Here is a 16,220-nt window from a genome sequence, read left to right on the forward strand (position 1 = left end):
CAACTGGCAGAAACCTGAATGGCCGTGACAGTTTGACTTCCCGCAGCGTCTCACCTGTGTGACCCGATGCGGGCACCCGGGCCTCTCGGCCCCCCAACCACAAACAAGGAGAATCACATGAGCAACATCGCCAGCACCACCCCCTCGGCCAAGGCCTCGTCCTCCGCGTCGAGCCACGCGACCGGCAAGAACACGATCGCCGACGGCGTCGTCTCGAAGGTCGCCGGCATCGCGGCCCGCGAGGTTCGCGGAGTGCACGACCTTGGAAACGGCGCCGCCCGCGCCATCGGAGCGATCCGCAACGCCATCAACCAGCAGGACCGCGGCCAGGGCGTCTCGGTCGAGGTCGGCGAGAAGCAGGTCGCTGCCGACATCACGATCGTCGCCGAGTACCCCGTCGAGCTGCAGAAGGTCGCCGACGACGTTCGGTCGGCCGTGACCGACGCGATCTCGCAGGTCGTCGGCATGGAGGTCACCGAGGTCAACGTGACCGTCTCCGACGTCTACATCCCGTCGGACGACAACGACGACAACGACGAGAGCCGCGTTCAGTGACCCCGACGACGACAGGAATGGCCATCGGCGCGATCCTCGCGCTCACGGCGGTCGCCTTCGACTTCGGAGCCCTGCTCCTCGTCGCCTTCTTCATCGCTGTCGGCTACGGCATCGGGCGATTCGTCGAAGGAAAGCTCGACGTCCGCGGCCTCGCAGACGCGTTCCGCGGCCGGCGGTCGTCGTGAGCGCGGCGGTGATGGCCGAGCGCACGCTTCACGGCCGCAACACGATCGCTCCGCGCGCAGTGCGTGGCGTCGTGTCGGCCGTCACCGCGGATGCTCTGGAGGTCACGGCGTCCGATGTGTCGGTCGACGTGACCGACGGCTACGGCTCCATCACGGTGGTCGCGAAGACCGCCGTGCGCGTCACGCCGCTCGGCGTCGAGACACGCTCCGCGGGCACGCTCGTCGAGCGCCTCGCCTCCGCTCAGTCCACCATCCGTCAGCGGGTGCTCGACCTCACCGGATCGACCGTCGAACGCGTCGATCTGCGGGTCACGTCCGCTGACATCCGAACCCGAAAGCGAGTGTCATGAGCACACCAGCGCTCTACCGTCGCGTCGTACGGAGGGAGACACACTCCTCCCGATCGACGCCCGCCATCACGCTCGCGGTGGTGCTGATCGTCGTGCTCGCGTGGCTCGGTACCGAGTCGGTGCTCGCCGCGCTCGGCCAGGCCCCACTGCTCGTCGCCCCGAGCGACGCGGCCGCGGCTGTTCTCGGCGCGGCGTCGGCACCCGCGGGGATCCTCACCGCGGGAGCGATCGTCGTGGCGCTCATCGGGCTCGTGCTCGTCATCCTCGCCATCTCTCCCGGGCGACGCGGCCGTCGCAGCGCGTCGATCGACCGCACCGCGGCCGTCATCGACGACCGCGTCATCGCTCGCTCGCTCGCTCGCACGGCGAGCTACGCGGGCGAGGTCGACCCCTCGCAGGTGAGCGTGAGCGTCGGAAAACGACGCGCGGTCGTCGAGATCGCGCCGACATCCGGTCGACGAGCGGATCGCGCCGCGGTCGATGAGGCGGTGCGTCGGGAGCTGGCGTCGTATGACTACTCCCCCGCCCTCCGTCACACCGTCAAAATCGCAGCGAAAGGCAAGGTGAGGTCGTGAACAACACCAATAGAGCACTGAACCGCATCGTGCTCCTGCTCGTCGGGCTCATCTTGCTCGCCGCGGGTGCCGCGGTCGCCGTCGGGGCACTGTGGCCCGGCGTGCTCGAGACCGTGTCTTCGGCCTCGAGCAACGCGGCCGAGCCGGTGTCCGCCGCACTCGGCGGTGACCAACTGTGGATCCTCTGGGTCGTCGCTGTTGCGAGTCTCGTCCTGATCGTGGTGCTCGCGTGGTTCGCCCTGCGTCAGGGCCACGGCTCGACGTCGACGCTGCTGCAGCTCGACGAAGGAAGCGGACAGGGTTCGCCGACCGGTGGCCGTGTGGTCGTCGACGCGAAGGTGGCCGAGCAAGTGCTCGAGGAAGCGCTGTCGCAGAACCCCGGCCTCGCCGCGGTCGACGTGACGGCCTTCGATGTGCGGGGCACCACGGTTCTGCGCATCTCTTCGGACGCTCGTCGTGGGGTGTCTCCCGTCGACATCCGTCGCAGCGTCGACGACACCGTGAAGAAGTGGGACGAACTGCTGGGAACTCAGATCCCCGTCGTCATCGAGATCAACGGGGGCCTTCGCACCCGTCTGGCCTCGCCCACCCGACTGGCCTGATCGACACAGCGACAGCGACAGCAACACCGCGTGGCCCTCGACCTCGACCGAGGCGGGGGCCACGCGTCGTGACGGCGACGCCGCCCCGAATCACCACCTTCTGTTCATCCTGAAAGGACGACCCTCATGACCGACTCACGACACCGCGTCACCCCCATCGACCTCGGCCCTGCCGGCTCAGCCGACAGCGTCTCGCCCCAGCTCGCGCTCGAGCGCGCGATCGCCGTGACCGTGCTCGGCACGACGGGCGTGTACACCCTCGGAACCCCCTTCGCCCGTTTCGCCGGCTCACTCGCCGGTCGCGTCGGGGCTGACACCATCGCGGGAGTGCGCACCTCGACTGACAAGACGGGCACGGTCGTCGACGTCGCGATCGTCGCCGAATATCCCGCGAACGTCACCGAGCTCGCCGACACCGTGCGCACCCAGATCGAGCACACCGTGCGCCAGACCGAGGGCGATCACGTCACCGTCAACGTCGAGGTGACCGACGTGCACGGACCCTTCGACCCCATCGAGACCGATGAAGACCCCGAGGCCGAGGCGGCTGACACGGAAAAGACCGACACGGAGAAGACCGACACAGACTCGACCTCCGCCGACGAGCAGGATCGCGATTCTGCCGACGAGGCGCAGGATGTCGACTCGCGCGAGGCACCCGCGGAGGACGTCTCGATCACCACGGGAGGGGCAACCGCCACGGATTCCCCTGTCGACGCCGATGCCGTGGTCACGACCGATGCCGACGGCCGGGCGCACATCGACATCGTCGTCGTGACCGATCCCGACTCCACGGCCGACGCCGACGTCGACGCCGATGTGGCTCCCGAGCGCGGGAGAACCGACTGATGGTCGGTAGGCGCACGTCGACCGTCAGCAGACCGAGACCTCGGGCGGTGTGGGCGGCGATCGTCACCTCGACGATCGTGTGCGGCCTCATCGTGCTCGGCGTGCTCCTCCCGATCCTCGGTCTCATCGGCGCCGCCGACGCGGGAACGGCGGGAGCATTCGATGTCCCCGTCGGTCAGATCGCCGCAGCGATCGCCATCGGGTACCTGCTCGCCCTCGTGCTGCTCCTCCTTACCCTGCGAACCCGCAACGGAGCGATCGCGTGGGTGCTCGGGGTCGCCGCCGTGATCTCGACCCTCGTCGTATCGCTCTGGCCCCTCGCCGCCGCCGCGATGTCGGGAACCGAGCAAGTGAGCGGTCTCATCCCCTCGATCCAGAACCTCCTCGAGCAGATCCCCGGCAACTGACCCTGCGCACGCGACATACCGCCGTCAGGACAGGATCCGGCGGCGTCAGCCCGCCCTCGTGCGAACCCAGCGGACTCCGTCCCAGCGGATCGCGCCGCCCGCGGCGAAGGCGTCGATCCACCCTGACATCGGCCACACACCCCATCGCTCGGCGAAGAGGTGACCGTTGCGCAGGATGTCGTCGAGGTGCTGCCACGGGGGCGAGGATGTGGCGTGGTACTGGTGGAGGGCGTGCGCTCCCCCGACCCAGTGCAGCGGGATGCCTGCAGCCCGCGCGCGATATGCGAAATCGGTGTCTTCGCCGCCGTAGCCCTCGAACGCGGCGTCGAAGCCTCCGATGCGCTCCCACGTCGCCACGGTGAGAGCGAACGAGAGCGACCAGAAGAGGTCGTACTCCCGCGCGGTCGCCACCGACAACTCCCCGGAACGCGGGTCGGGCCGCGCAGGGTGGGGAGCGACGAGAGCGGGCATCTCGGCGACCGTGTCGGGCGTCGTCCCCTCGGCGAGATAGCTCACCGGCCCACACAGGAGTCCCGTGGCCGGCTCGCCCGCCGCCTGCTCGTATCGCGTGAACAGGTCGGGAAGCGGGAGACAGTCGGCGTCGAGGAAGACGAGGAGCTCCGCGCCGCGATCGCGCGCGGCATCCGCTCCGGCGTTCCGGGCCGACGCGAGACGGAGTCCGTCGACTCCCGGGGCGTGGTGGATGAGGTGCGCCGACGACGAGAGCTGCGGTCGGGGTGTCGTGTCATCGAGCCAGACGATGATGCGATCCGCTCGAGGGTCGACGATCTCCGCGAACCGCTGCTGACGTTCGGCGTGCGCCCGACGGCTCTCCGACGCGAGGGTGACGAGCGCGCGCTTCACGAGGCAACGCCAGTCACGACGTCGGCGGCACGCTGGGCCGCACCCGAGGTGCCCCACTCGCTCCATCGCGGTTCGAGCGCGGAGGCGGCGACGAGGAGCGAGCGCCATTCCGGGCCAGACGGCCACGAGGCGGCGACGACCGCGAGCCCGCGTTTCTCGAGCACCGTCGCCGTGGCGCGCTGCTCGTCGAACGGTCGTTCCTGAGGGATGACGATCGCCGCCGCCCCGGCGGCCGCGATGTCGGCGACGCTGTTCTGCCCCGCCGCGGTGACGACCACCTCCGCACTCCGCAGAAGAGACCACGGGTCGTCGACCTCCGTGCCCGCGACGAAACCGACGCTGCGCCACCGGAGGTGCGGCACCTCGGCTTCGAGCGCAGCCCACTGTTCCGCGGCGGGCAGCGGCGAGGTGAGGCTCCCGAGAACCACGCCACCCGATCTCGACGGGCTCGCCGCGGTGCGGTCACTGTCGGCACGGTCGCCGTATCTGGAGATCCCCCCCACCTCGCGCACACGGTCTCGAGCAGCCGCGAACGGCGCGAGGTCGTGAGTGCCCGGAGCCCACGGACAGAGGATGACGTCGGCGAGCGAGTAGGCGAGACGGTGCGGCTCGTCGGTGCGCGCGCCGGGCTGAGCGACGACGATCGTGGGGATGCCGAGCAGCCGCACGAGGAGGGCGACCTCGACCGAGACGTCCACGACGAAACGGTCGAGACCGTGGGCCACCGAGTGCTCGACGATCGACGCGAGCCTCCCCGCGTGGCCGGGGTGGGCGACCGGCGCCCAGTGCAGCGCGCCGTTCGCGGTCGGGTTCGCTTCTGCGGGATCGCGAGGCGCGCCCTCCGGGCTCTCGACGACGTCCGAATCGCTCGGCAGCTGGACCCACCGGGTGCGGGGTGGCAGATCGCGCGGGGCGGTGAGCGAACTGAAGACCCACACCTCGTGGTCGAGGTGGGGGCGGATCGCGAGGAACCGCGTGATGTGGCCTCGACCCGCGTGGTGGATGTACCAGCCGAGCCCCGTCATATCGCCGCGTCGATCGGCTCGGCGTCGGCGCTCGACGCGATCGCGCGATGGAAGTGGTGCTCGACGCGCGAGACGTGGTGCACGACCGCGAACCGCCGGGCGGCCTCCGATCGCGTGCGCCGACGATCCCGATACCCGTTGTGGTGGTCGAGAAGGTCTCTCGCGGCCGACGCGAGGGCGTCGAGATCGTTGGGGGGAACGAGACGTGCTCCCGAATTGTTGCCGACGACCTCGCCGACGCCCCCGACGTGGAAAGCCGCCACCGGGGTCCCCGTCGAGAGCGCTTCGGCGATCACGAGGCCGAACGGCTCCTCCCACACGGGCGTGACGAGCGCGCATCCGCTCGATCCGACGAGCTCGGCGAGTTCGCGCATCCGCAGGGGGCCGACGTATCGCGCGTCGTCGTCGAGCAGAGGGGCGACAGAGGTCGCGAAGTAGTCGGAGTCGCCCACCCTGCCGGCGATGACGATGCGGGCCCCCGCAGCGCGGGCGGCCAGTATCGCGAGGTGCGGTGCCTTCTCGGGCACGATGCGCCCGAACCACACGATGTCTGCTCCCCCGCGACCGAATCGCCACATCGTCGTGTCGACGGCGTTGTGCAGCAGGTCGGATGCGAGACCCGCACTCTGCCACTCGTGCTGAGTGTGCCGGCTCACCGACACGAAACGACTGCCCGCCGACCGCCCGGCCTCGCGCCACCCGTCGAGCATGCTCGGAAGCGGCGGGGTGTGCAGAGTCGTGAGCATGGGGATGCCGAGCCCTGGGGCACGCGCGAGGGGCGCCCCGTGGAGGTTGTGGTTGTCGATCACGTCGACGACGTCGCGGCGGGCGGCGAACCAGTCGAGCGCGCGGTCGAGGAACTCCACCGCGACCGGGAGATGACCGGGAGGGAAGGTGCTGTCGGAGGCGAGAGCGGGGTCGGCCCAGACCACGGGAGGGAGCGCGAGCTCCGGGTGCGGTGCGGGAACCGAACCCTCGACGGCCGTGAGCACGACACGGTGGCCGCGAGCGCGCAGCATCCGCACCCTGTCGAAGAGCGCGGCTTCGAGCCCTCCCGCGTGCGGTTCGCCGAGCGCGTGGCGGAACGGAGCGATCATGCCGATGGTGAGCGGGCGGGATGCTCTCGCGTCGCGCACCGGCAGGACCGCCGTCACTGCAGACGCCGCTCGGAGGTGGGTCGCGCAGCGACGGCGCGCTCGTAGACGGCACGGTGCTCCCGGGCGATACGCCGCCGCGCCGCGCGGCGCTCGATCCGGCGCGAGTGCACGAGCTCGAGCCGTGCCTGCGACCCCGCCGCGGTGTGCGGAGCAGCGACGGCGACCTCGAGCGCGGCGGCGAGCGACACGGGGTCGTCGAGGTCGACGGCAAGGAAGTCGTCTGGATGCTGTTCGCCGAGGAAGCCGATGTCTGCTCCCACGACGGGGACCCCGAGGTCGAAGCACAGCTCGACCCAACCGGAGTGGGTGCCGTGACGGTAGGGAAGGAGCGCGACATCCGACTCCGACACCGTCATCTCGAGTTCGGAGTCGTCGAGCCTGTCGCGCTCGCGGAGGATGATGCGCGGCGACGCCTCCGCGATGCGGCGCACCTCGTCGCGAGCGGCCTCGTCGCGTACTCGCGCGTTGAGGTCGACTCGAGCCTCGACGTCGATGCCCCGTCCGGCGAGGATCTCGAGCGCGACGGTGAGAGCACCGACGGTCTCGACCCCGGCGATGTTCGGTCGCAGGTCGCGCAAGTGCACCCCGACGACCGCGGCACGCGAGAGCGACTCCGCCGCGACCGGACCGGAGACCACGGCCTCATCGCGGTCGACCGGCACGATGTGCGGATGCGCGATCACGGTCGCGGACCGCCCCCACGTCGCGGAGACGTGCGCCGCCGCACCCGCGGTGAGGGTGATGATCTCATCGGCCCGCCCGACGACGAGCGCGATCTGCTCGTCGTGGCGACTCTGGTCGTCGAGTTGGGGGTTGATCAGGTCGTGGAGGGTGAAGACGAGGGGTCGCCCCGCCCGCTCGAGGGCGTCGAGGGCCTCGCTGAGTTCGGCTGTCTCGAACGACTCCATTCCGAAGTGCACGTGCAGCACGTCGAACTCCGCAGCGTGCTGCGAGATCCATCCGGCCGTGAGCATCGCGGGGGGCCACCATCGACCCGACGCGCCGCCGACGGGAGGCGGATCGGGCAGGTGCACGACATCGGTCTCCCCCGGGTCGCGAGTGTTCTCGACGTAGGGGTGCGACGCCGGCACGCACGCGATCGTCAGCGCACGGGTGCGTAAGGTGTTTTCGGACACGGATCTCCAACAGGACGTCAACTCGAGAGCCGGAGCAACTCACCGCCAGACGGACTGCGACCCGTCAGGGCGCGACGGGCTGGGAGACACGTCGTCATGCGAATATAACCCCGACGGACGACACCGACGCACGCGAATCCGGGCGCTGCCGGCGACTCACCCCACCGAGAGGAACGACGTGATCGACGAAGCGGCCGACGGCGCTCGTCGGCGACACTACGGATCGTTCTACGGCCTCACCCCCGCGCCCGAGTCCCTCGCGATCGTCATGGGCAATTGCCAAGCCGAATCGCTGCGCATCACCCTCGAGGGAGACGACCTGGCGACCGTGCGCATCCCCGCCGTGCACGAGCTCACGAGCGACGACCTGTCTCACCTCGAGCGCCTGCTCCCCCGCGTGAGCCTCCTCGTGACCCAACCGATCCGCGACGGTTATCACGACCTCCCCCTCGGAGCGGCGGAGATGATCGCCCGCCTGCCGCGAGGTGCCCGCCACGCGATCGTTCCCACCATCAGGCACACCGCCCTCTACCCCGCTCACGTCATCGTGCGTGATCACTCGCGCCCGCTCGCCGACCCCCCGATCGTCGTCTATCACGACCTCCGCGAACTCGCGCGAGCGGCGGGCACCCCCGTGCGCGTGGACACCGAGGCCATCCGCGCGATCGCGGCGCGGTCGAGCGACGAGTTGCGTCGTCGGGAGAGCCTGCACGGGGCGATCCCGGTCTCCGACCTCGTCGACCCTCCGAGATTCGACACCATGCGCACGATCAACCACCCCGGCAATCCCGTCTTCTCGGCGCTCGCCGTGCGCGTGCGGGAGTCGGTCGGCCTCGCCCCGGTCGCCGCAGACCCGGGTCGTCCCCTGCTCGACTCGGTGCACGCCCCGCGCGACCCCGAGGTCATCGAGACGTGGGGGCTCGACGACGCGCCGACGGATCACTGGGTCGTCGACGGCGAGGTCATCCCCCGCGACACGGTCCTGAGCGCGCACCGCGAGTGGTACCGCGAGCACCCCGAGACGGTCTCGTTCGCCGTGCGCCGCCACGCCGAGACACTGCGGATGATGCAGTCATGAATTCTCCGCTCCGGATCGGGCTCATCGTGCACGCCGACCGACAGCACGGCGTCGCACAGTACGCGCGCGCTCTCGCCGACCGAGTGGTGGCGGCGAGCGCGCACGCGGACACCTCGACCGCGACCGTTCTCGAGAGGGGCGGCTCCGAGGCCTCCGACCTCCGCGACGACACCGACCCGACCCCCGTGCACGCGCACTTCACCGACCGGTTGTGGGGCCCGAACCCGGGCGACGCCGCGGCTGCGATCGAGCGGATCGCGCGGCGCACGACGTGCACCGTCACACTCCACGACGTGCCTCAGCCGTCCGACGGCCGATCCCTCGAGGCGCGCATCGCGGGATATCAGCGCGTCGTCGACGCGGCCGCGGGCATCGTCGTCAACAGCGAACACGAGCGACTCCTGCTCGCCGATGTCATCGATCTCGGCGACACGCCCGTGACCGTGATCCCCCTGCCTGTCGAGGTCGCTCACGAATCTGCGGGCGACCCCGCCCCCTCGCTCGCGGACGCACCGGTGCTCGACCCCGCCGTCGCCATCCTCGGCTTCTTCTACCCCGGCAAGGGACACCGCGAAGTCGTCGATGCCGTCGCCGCTGCGCGCGTCGACGCTCCCGTTCGCGCGCTCGGCCGGGTCTCCGACGGCCACGAGGCAGACCTCGCCGAACTCGAGTCGCACGCTCGAGCGCTCGGGGTCGACTTCGCCGTGACGGGCTATCTCGACTCCGATGAACTCGTGCGGCAGTGCCGTCGGGTCGCGGTACCGGTCATCGCGCACACGCACTTCTCGGCGTCCGGCTCGATGGCGACCTGGATCGGCGCCGGACGTCGACCGATCGTCGTCGAGAGCCGATACGCGCGGGAGATGGAGCACTTGCGCCCCGGAACCCTCACGATCGTGAGCGCCGCGGATCTCGGGGCGGCCGTCGCGCGCGCGATCTCCGACCCCGTGTCGACCCGAGTCGCCGCGGATGCCGACACCCGCCCCCACCCCGACGACACCGTCGCCGCCTACCGCGCGTGGTGGGCCGAGGTCGCGTCGTGACCGCGCCCCCCTACGGCGTCTCAGTCGCGGGGAACGCCTGGAACACGCTCGACGGCGAGGGTCGCGACACTCCTGTGACGGTCACGGTCGTCGTCGCGCACTTCGAGCAACCGGTCCAGCTCCGTCGGGTTCTCCTCGCCCTCGACAGGCAGTCGCACCCCGCAGACCACCTCGAGATCATCGTCGTCGACGACGGTTCCGCCGTCGCCCCGACCGTGCCGCCGCACGTCACCCTCGTTCGCCAAGCCGACGAGGGGTTCCGTCTCGCGGCGGCTCGCAATCGCGGCATCGAGGCAGCGACGGGCGACGTGCTGCTCTTCCTCGACGCCGACACCGTGCCCGAACCCGCCTACGTGGAGCGGATGGCGCGGCTCCCCTCGCTCGCCCCCGAAGCGGTCGTCGTCGGCACGCGCCTTCACGCCGACCTCACCGACGTGCCGATCGACGCGCCCATCGAGGTGCACGCCCCGCGGCACCGCCTGCCCGACCCCGACTGGTTGCGTGACGAATACCGCCGTTCCGACGACCTCCTGCACGCCGACGATCGCTCCTACCGTCACCTGATCGGCGCCGTGCTCGCGTGCAGTCGCTGGTTCGCTCTCGAGGTCGGGGGCTTCGACGAGTCGTTCACGACCTACGGCGGCGAGGACTGGGAGTGGGCGTGGCGGTGCTGGATCGCCGGGGCGATCTTCGCGCACGCGCCCGGTGCCGTGGCATGGCACGACGGCGCCGACTGGAGCGGGCGCGCGAGCGACCCCGACGACAAGTCACGCGAGACCCACACTCTCGCGCATCTCATCCCGGTGCGAGGTTCACGGCCGCACGGTTTGCTCCTCGGGTCGAGCGACACCCTCGTCGTCGTCGACAGCGGGATGACGGCGTCGCACGCCCTCATCACGGTCGACAGTGTTCTGAGGGCGACGCCGTTCGCGCACGTTCGAGTGTCCAGGGATCACGAGCGGCTCTTCGCGGCCGACCCGCGGGTCTCGTTCGGTGAGGCGGTCGACCCCTCGCGCGCTGCACTCGAGGGGTATCGCGTGCGAGTCGACATCACCGTTCCCTGCCGGATCGCGCCTCCCGGAACAGGCGGCTCCACCGCTTTCGGGCGCATCATCGAGACCATCGGCACCGGCACGACCGGACAAGTGACCCTCGCCGACGACGACGGCGCCCTCGTCGTCATCCGGTCGGCGCGTGCCGCCGCGAGAGAAGCGCGGTGGCCGACGCCGTTCTTCGAGCACACCGTCGAATCCGCGGCATCCGTCGTCCGTCGCCTCCGCGGTGACGAGAGCGTCGCGGCCCACTACGGCGATTGGCTCTGACCCGGGCCCGGAACGACGCGCGTGTGACAATGACGGCATGCGCTCCGTGCTGCTCGTCCTGCTCGCCGCAGCTCTCTTCGGAACCACGGGAACGGCGCAGGCGCTCGGCGCACCGGATGCCGACCCGGTCTCGGTCGGTGCGGCACGGTTGCTCCTCGGCGGCACCGCCCTCGCGCTCGTCGCAGTCATCTCGTCCCGCCGCCGACCGCCCCACACCGCCCCGGGCTCGGCGAGCGGTGTGGGGCACACCACCGTCGTCGTCGTGGGTGCGCTCGCCGTCGTCGCCTATCAGCCGACGTTCTTCGCGGGCGTCGACCGCAACGGTGTCGCGGTCGGCACCCTCATCGCCCTCGGAACCGCTCCGCTCGCGACCGGCGCCCTCAGCTGGGCGACGACCCGCGCCTTCCCCGGCGTTCGCTGGTCCGTCGCGACCCTGCTCTCGGTCGCGGGGCTCGTGTGGCTCACGGGCGCCGGGCCGGGCACTCGAGAGGGCGTGGATGCCGTCGGTCTCGCGGCATCCCTCTCCGCGGGTCTCTCCTACGCCGTGTACGCCGTCTGCTCCAAGCGACTACTCGACGACGGGTGGTCGCCGTCGAAGACGATGGGCACCCTCTTCGGCGCGGGAGCGCTCGGCACGATCCCCCTCGTGCTCTTCTCCGACACCACCTGGATCGTCACGGCCTCGGGCCTCACGACGGTGCTGTGGCTCGGTCTCGCGACAGTGTTGGTCGCCTACCTGCTCTTCGCGAGCGGACTCCGCGGGCTCACAGCACCCGTCGTCGCGACGCTCACCCTCGCCGAACCCCTCGTCGCGAGTGCGCTCGGAATCATCGTGCTCGGCGAGTCTCCGAGCCTCCGCGTCTGGATCGGCGTCGGGGTCATCGTCGCGGGCATGATCGTGCTCGTGGGCGGCTCTTCGCCTAGTAGCAGGTCGCGGCGCGGTCAAGGCCCCGGGGCGAACGAGGCCATCAACACCTATTGATCGCTCCGCTCTCCACAATGTCCTCCTTTTGGTGGACATCGAGAATGTAATTCCTCTAAAGTCCCAATTGGTCAACGAGGACCTCTCTAGTCCACCGATCGCACCCGAATAGATCGGTGAACTCGCCGGTCACTTTCCCGTTCCCCCCAGCGGGGAGGTGACCGGCACTTCTCACTCCCGCGAGCGACGATCCCGAACCGCGCGGCCCACCCGTCACGTGTCTTCTACTATCGAACTCGTGACCTCGCTCAACGATTCGTTCGCCCTCGTCTTCGAGGTCCTCACGTGGGTCGGACTCGGCGCGGGGGTCACGCTCCTGCTCATCGGCTACGGCATCCGCCTTTTCGCGGGGAGATTCGTCGAGACGTGGGGCGTCGTCATCGTCTCGCCGACCGAGCCCTCCGCTCTGTCGTTCCGATGGATGGACCTCGACCGCATTCTGCACTCCTCCCCCGTGCCCCCCGATGCGCCGGGTGAACCGCGCCTCGGAGACGAGGTCACGGTGCACTTCGACAAGCGGGACCCCGCGATCGCTCGACTCGACGACCCGCGCCTCGACGGACGCGGCGTGCGGATCGCGGGATGGCTTCTCGTCGCCATCGGCATCGTCAGTACGATCGTGCAGGTCGTCGCCGTGCTGCTCGAATAGCGATCGAGGCGCGCCCCCCAACCTTTCGTCGATCACACTCGTTCTAGTCGGTGAGGAGAGGAGTGCACGAGTGACGTCGTCGTGGGAAGGCGTCGCGACAACGCTCGTCGAGCGTCGCGGCACAGCGCTACTGCGCTACGCCCGTTTCGTGACGGGCGACGCCGAGAACGCAGGCGACCTCGTGCACGACGCCCTCGTCAAGACCTTCGGCCGGCTCTCCAACGGCTTCACGATCGAGGGCGCCGAAGCCTACGTGCGCCGAGCCATCCTGACCGCGCACATCGACGCCACGCGACGCCGCTCGAGGTGGCGGCGGATCGCGCACCTCACGATCGAGCCCGCGGTGGTCGATTCGAGCGACGCGGCGACCGGGTCGCGCCTCGATCTGTGGGCGCAGTTGCGCCGCCTGTCGCCGCGCGAGCGGGCCTGCCTCGTGCTGCGCTACTACGACGACTTGACCGTCGCCGCGATCGCCCGCGAGCTCGAGATCAGCGAGGGAACGGTCAAGAGATACCTGAGCGACGGCCTCGCGAAGCTCGCCGCGGCCCTGGGGGCCGACGACCCGACGTCGGCGTCACCGGTGTCGTCGCCATCACCGTCGGCACCGCCCGAACGAACCGAGGAGCACCATGGTCGATGAGATCCCGTCCGAGCGCGCACGAGACGTGCTCGACCGGCTCGGTTCCGAGGCGGACACCGATTCCGGCGGTAACGCCCGGTCACTCGACGGCGCGTCGATCGTGCGGGCGGCCCGGCATCGACGGCGACCCAAGATCGCGGTGATCGCCGTCGCGTCGACAGCCGCCGCCGTCGGACTCGGCGTCGTCGCGGTGACGGGCATCGATTTCCTCCTCCCCGTGACCTCGAGTGACAGCGCCGTCTCGGGTCTCTCCGACGGCGCCGATGGGCCGGCCTTCGACGGGCCGGGCGTCGATGAGGAGGAATCGAACGAGGGCGAGTCGACTGGCGGCCGCGGACTGCCGTCGTGCGGCGAACCGATCGTCAGTCGAGCGCCGAGCCCGTCGGGACTCGTCGCGACCCCCGACTTCGTCGAGAGCGTCGATCTCTCGACCGACGCCCGAGACGGGGGTGTGCGCACCATCGACGGCGCAATCACTCTCGAGAACACCGGGTCGTCCCGCGTGTCGGGAGCAGTGTCCGCTCCCCCCGTCGTCACCCTCTCGCGCGACGGCATCGTGATCGCGCAGACCGACTCGGGCCAGGCGGTCGGGGTCGTCGAGTTTGACCTCTCCCCGGGTGAGACGATCTCCCTCGACGCCGCGCTCGGACTCACGGAGTGCGACGGGGATGGCGACACGCTCGGTGCCGGAAACGACGAGCTCGCCCCGATCCCACCCGGGCGCTACGACATCTCCGCGACGGTCGACATCGTCGCCGTCGCCGCCACCGAGGTCGGCGGGGTCGGCGACGGCGAGCTCGGCCAGGGTGCCGACGGATTCGTCGAAGGGCCGACCGTTCCGATCGTGCTCGACTGACAGTTCGGCGTCGCCACCCGGTGTTTCCCTGATGCGGATCACTAGAATCCGTTGCGGGCCGGTTCTCCCCCGCACTCTCGTGGCCCGCGACATCGAAAGGCACACCATGACCAAGCAGTCGATCTTCGGGCGCATCGCCCAACTCGCGAAGGCGAACATCAATGCCGTGCTCGACCAGGCCGAAGACCCCGCCCTCATGCTCGACCAGATGGTGCGCGACTACACGCGGAGCATCGCCGATGCCGAGGGTGCGATCGCGCAGACCATCGGCAACCTGCGCCTGCTCGAGCAGGATCACGCCGAGGATGTCTCCGCCGCCGCCGACTGGGGAACCAAGGCTCTCGCGGCGAGCCGCAAGGCCGACGAGTTGCGCTCGGGCGGCAAGACGGCCGACGCCGACAAGTTCGACAACCTCGCGAAGGTAGCGTTGAGCCGCCAGCTCGCCTCGGAGAAGGAGGCCCGCGACGCCGAACCTCAGATCGCCTCGCAGACGGCTGTCGTCGACCAGCTCAAGTCGGGGCTCGACGCGATGCGCGGCAAGCTCTCGCAGCTCACGTCGAAGCGCGACGAACTCATTGCGCGATCGAAGACCGTCGAAGCGCAGCGCCAGGTGCACGACGCCGTGAAGAGCATCGACCTTCTCGACCCGACGAGCGAGATCAGTCGGTTCGAAGACAAGATCCGTCGTGAGGAGGCCCGCATGCTCGGCGCTCAGGAGCTCAGCGCCTCGAGCCTCGACTCGCAATTCGAAGCTCTGGCGGCATCCGACGAGCAGATCGAGCTCGACGCGCGCCTCGCCGCCCTCAAGGCCGGCTCGCCGGCTCCCCGCGCCCTCGGCGCAGGCGAGTAGGGCACCCCATCGCCCGCGAGCTCACGGCGCAGACGAGCAGGATCGTCGGCGTCGACGTCGCGCGCGGCATCGCGGTGCTCGGCATGTTCGTCGCGCACGCGATTCCCCGCCCGACCGACGTCGAGCTGCTCGCCGACGGCCGCTCGTCGGTGCTGTTCGCGACGCTCGCGGGAGTCTCGCTCGGGATCATGACGGGGTCGGCGAGTCCGACCGAGCCCGAGGCTCGGCGCTCGCGGCGCGGGAGCATCGTCATCCGCGCACTCGTGCTGTTTCTGCTCGGTGTTCTGCTCACGACGCTCAACAGCGGCATCGCGATCATCCTCGACTACTACGCCATCGCCTTTCTCCTCATGGTGCCGCTGCTGTTTCTTTCACGCCCCGTGCTCATCGCGATAGCCGTCGTCGCCGCATTCGTCTCGCCCCTCGTCGCGGCTGCCCTTCCCGACGCCGACCCCGTCACGTCGCCGTTGCGCTACGTCGCGCAGGAGTACTTGCTCACGGGGTACTACCCCGTGCTCATCTGGCTCGCCTACCTGCTGTTCGGCCTCGTGTGCGCCCGATCCGACCTGCGCCGCGAGGGCACACAGCTCGTCATGATCGTCGCGGGTTCTGCGGGCGCCATCCTCGGCTACGGCGCCGCGACCTTCCTCCCCGGCGTGACCGCCGAGGCGCACTCCGACTCCACGGCGGAGGTGTTCGGCTCGGGAGGTCTCGCGATCGCCGTCACCGGTCTGCTGCTGTGGGTCACGTCGCCCGAGCGACGCGGCTTCGCACGGATCGTCCGCGCGATCACGTGGCCGCTCGCCGCGACCGGGTCGATGGCGCTCACGGTCTACACGCTGCAGATCATCACCCTCGCGATCTTCGTCGTCTTGCGCACGCAGAGCGACGGGGCGGTGGAGTACCCGGGGTGGCCTCTCCTCATCGGGCTCATCGTCGCGTCCCTCGCATTCGCGAGTGCCTGGCGGCTGTGGCTCGGGCGCGGGCCGCTCGAGCGTGCTCTCGCCGCCGTCGCGCGCCCGGCAGAGGCCAGCCCCGCACCGCGCCCCTGACTCGCTGTCCGGGAATCATCACGACCGCGGCGCGGTTGCACTC

20 protein-coding genes are annotated in these 16,220 nt (G+C 70.1%); 16 read left to right on the forward strand and 4 right to left on the reverse strand.

The window, feature by feature from the left end; all coding sequences use genetic code 11:
* The first annotated feature begins 117 nt into the window (after positions 1-117).
* From ACLHG5_RS06085 to ACLHG5_RS06115, 7 genes are all read left to right on the forward strand, one after another.
* Positions 118-555: an Asp23/Gls24 family envelope stress response protein gene (locus ACLHG5_RS06085; protein ID WP_411315046.1), complete on the forward strand. Its 438-nt coding sequence runs from the start codon at positions 118-120 to the stop codon at positions 553-555.
* Positions 552-740, forward strand: a complete 189-nt coding sequence (locus tag ACLHG5_RS06090; protein ID WP_411315045.1) for a hypothetical protein — start codon at positions 552-554, stop codon at positions 738-740. Before ACLHG5_RS06085 ends, ACLHG5_RS06090 begins: the two co-directional genes overlap by 4 nt.
* Positions 737-1,090 (forward strand): hypothetical protein, encoded by a 354-nt coding sequence (locus tag ACLHG5_RS06095; RefSeq protein WP_411318124.1) that lies wholly within the window; start codon positions 737-739, stop codon positions 1,088-1,090. Before ACLHG5_RS06090 ends, ACLHG5_RS06095 begins: the two co-directional genes overlap by 4 nt.
* Positions 1,087-1,665 carry a DUF6286 domain-containing protein gene (locus ACLHG5_RS06100; protein ID WP_411318125.1) on the forward strand — a complete coding sequence of 193 codons (579 nt, stop codon included), beginning with the start codon at positions 1,087-1,089 and terminating at the stop codon, positions 1,663-1,665. The genes ACLHG5_RS06095 and ACLHG5_RS06100 overlap by 4 nt, the downstream gene beginning before the upstream one ends.
* On the forward strand, positions 1,662-2,267 hold the full coding sequence (locus tag ACLHG5_RS06105) for a hypothetical protein (protein ID WP_411315042.1): 606 nt from the start codon (positions 1,662-1,664) through the stop codon (positions 2,265-2,267). Before ACLHG5_RS06100 ends, ACLHG5_RS06105 begins: the two co-directional genes overlap by 4 nt.
* Before the next feature lie 126 nt (positions 2,268-2,393).
* Positions 2,394-3,116, forward strand: coding sequence for an Asp23/Gls24 family envelope stress response protein (locus tag ACLHG5_RS06110; RefSeq protein WP_411318126.1), 723 nt, complete (start codon positions 2,394-2,396; stop codon positions 3,114-3,116).
* Entirely contained in the window at positions 3,116-3,523 is a 408-nt protein-coding gene (locus ACLHG5_RS06115) for a hypothetical protein (RefSeq protein ID WP_411318127.1), read from the forward strand. Before ACLHG5_RS06110 ends, ACLHG5_RS06115 begins: the two co-directional genes overlap by 1 nt.
* Positions 3,524-3,568: 45 nt before the next feature.
* Here the strand turns inward: ACLHG5_RS06115 and ACLHG5_RS06120 are convergent, their stop codons facing one another.
* Genes ACLHG5_RS06120 through ACLHG5_RS06135 form a run of 4 tightly spaced genes read right to left on the reverse strand, consistent with a single transcriptional unit; the run spans position 3,569 to position 7,705 of the window.
* Positions 3,569-4,387, reverse strand: a complete 819-nt coding sequence (locus ACLHG5_RS06120) for a glycosyltransferase family 2 protein (protein ID WP_411318128.1) — start codon at positions 4,385-4,387, stop codon at positions 3,569-3,571.
* Positions 4,384-5,412, reverse strand: a complete 1,029-nt coding sequence (locus tag ACLHG5_RS06125) for a glycosyltransferase (protein WP_411318129.1) — start codon at positions 5,410-5,412, stop codon at positions 4,384-4,386. The genes ACLHG5_RS06120 and ACLHG5_RS06125 overlap by 4 nt, the downstream gene beginning before the upstream one ends.
* Complete coding sequence (locus ACLHG5_RS06130) at positions 5,409-6,566, reverse strand: glycosyltransferase (protein ID WP_411318130.1); 1,158 nt, start codon at positions 6,564-6,566, stop codon at positions 5,409-5,411. The genes ACLHG5_RS06125 and ACLHG5_RS06130 overlap by 4 nt, the downstream gene beginning before the upstream one ends.
* Positions 6,563-7,705, reverse strand: coding sequence for a hypothetical protein (locus ACLHG5_RS06135; RefSeq protein WP_411318131.1), 1,143 nt, complete (start codon positions 7,703-7,705; stop codon positions 6,563-6,565). The genes ACLHG5_RS06130 and ACLHG5_RS06135 overlap by 4 nt, the downstream gene beginning before the upstream one ends.
* A 178-nt stretch (positions 7,706-7,883) precedes the next feature.
* On the opposite strand from ACLHG5_RS06135, the gene ACLHG5_RS06140 reads away from it, so the two are divergent.
* From ACLHG5_RS06140 to ACLHG5_RS06180, 9 genes are all read left to right on the forward strand, one after another.
* On the forward strand, positions 7,884-8,783 hold the full coding sequence (locus ACLHG5_RS06140; RefSeq protein WP_411318132.1) for a WcbI family polysaccharide biosynthesis putative acetyltransferase: 900 nt from the start codon (positions 7,884-7,886) through the stop codon (positions 8,781-8,783).
* The gene (locus ACLHG5_RS06145) at positions 8,780-9,826 is read left to right on the forward strand and encodes a hypothetical protein (RefSeq protein WP_411318133.1); all 1,047 of its coding nucleotides are present in this window, start codon (positions 8,780-8,782) and stop codon (positions 9,824-9,826) included. Before ACLHG5_RS06140 ends, ACLHG5_RS06145 begins: the two co-directional genes overlap by 4 nt.
* Positions 9,823-11,148: a glycosyltransferase family 2 protein gene (locus ACLHG5_RS06150; protein WP_411318134.1), complete on the forward strand. Its 1,326-nt coding sequence runs from the start codon at positions 9,823-9,825 to the stop codon at positions 11,146-11,148. Before ACLHG5_RS06145 ends, ACLHG5_RS06150 begins: the two co-directional genes overlap by 4 nt.
* A 37-nt stretch (positions 11,149-11,185) precedes the next feature.
* On the forward strand, positions 11,186-12,130 hold the full coding sequence (locus tag ACLHG5_RS06155; RefSeq protein WP_411318135.1) for a DMT family transporter: 945 nt from the start codon (positions 11,186-11,188) through the stop codon (positions 12,128-12,130).
* 238 nt (positions 12,131-12,368) lie between these two features.
* Positions 12,369-12,779, forward strand: coding sequence for a hypothetical protein (locus ACLHG5_RS06160; protein WP_411318136.1), 411 nt, complete (start codon positions 12,369-12,371; stop codon positions 12,777-12,779).
* Positions 12,780-12,849: 70 nt separating this feature from the next.
* Entirely contained in the window at positions 12,850-13,419 is a 570-nt protein-coding gene (locus ACLHG5_RS06165) for a sigma-70 family RNA polymerase sigma factor (RefSeq protein ID WP_411315030.1), read from the forward strand.
* Entirely contained in the window at positions 13,409-14,275 is an 867-nt protein-coding gene (locus ACLHG5_RS06170) for a hypothetical protein (protein WP_411318137.1), read from the forward strand. The genes ACLHG5_RS06165 and ACLHG5_RS06170 overlap by 11 nt, the downstream gene beginning before the upstream one ends.
* A gap of 106 nt (positions 14,276-14,381) precedes the next feature.
* The gene (locus ACLHG5_RS06175) at positions 14,382-15,125 is read left to right on the forward strand and encodes a PspA/IM30 family protein (protein WP_411315028.1); all 744 of its coding nucleotides are present in this window, start codon (positions 14,382-14,384) and stop codon (positions 15,123-15,125) included.
* A gap of 41 nt (positions 15,126-15,166) precedes the next feature.
* Entirely contained in the window at positions 15,167-16,177 is a 1,011-nt protein-coding gene (locus ACLHG5_RS06180; protein ID WP_411318420.1) for a heparan-alpha-glucosaminide N-acetyltransferase domain-containing protein, read from the forward strand.
* Positions 16,178-16,220: the final 43 nt, after the last annotated feature.

Source organism: Marisediminicola sp. LYQ85 (assembly GCF_046600695.1).
Lineage (GTDB): Bacteria > Actinomycetota > Actinomycetes > Actinomycetales > Microbacteriaceae > Marisediminicola.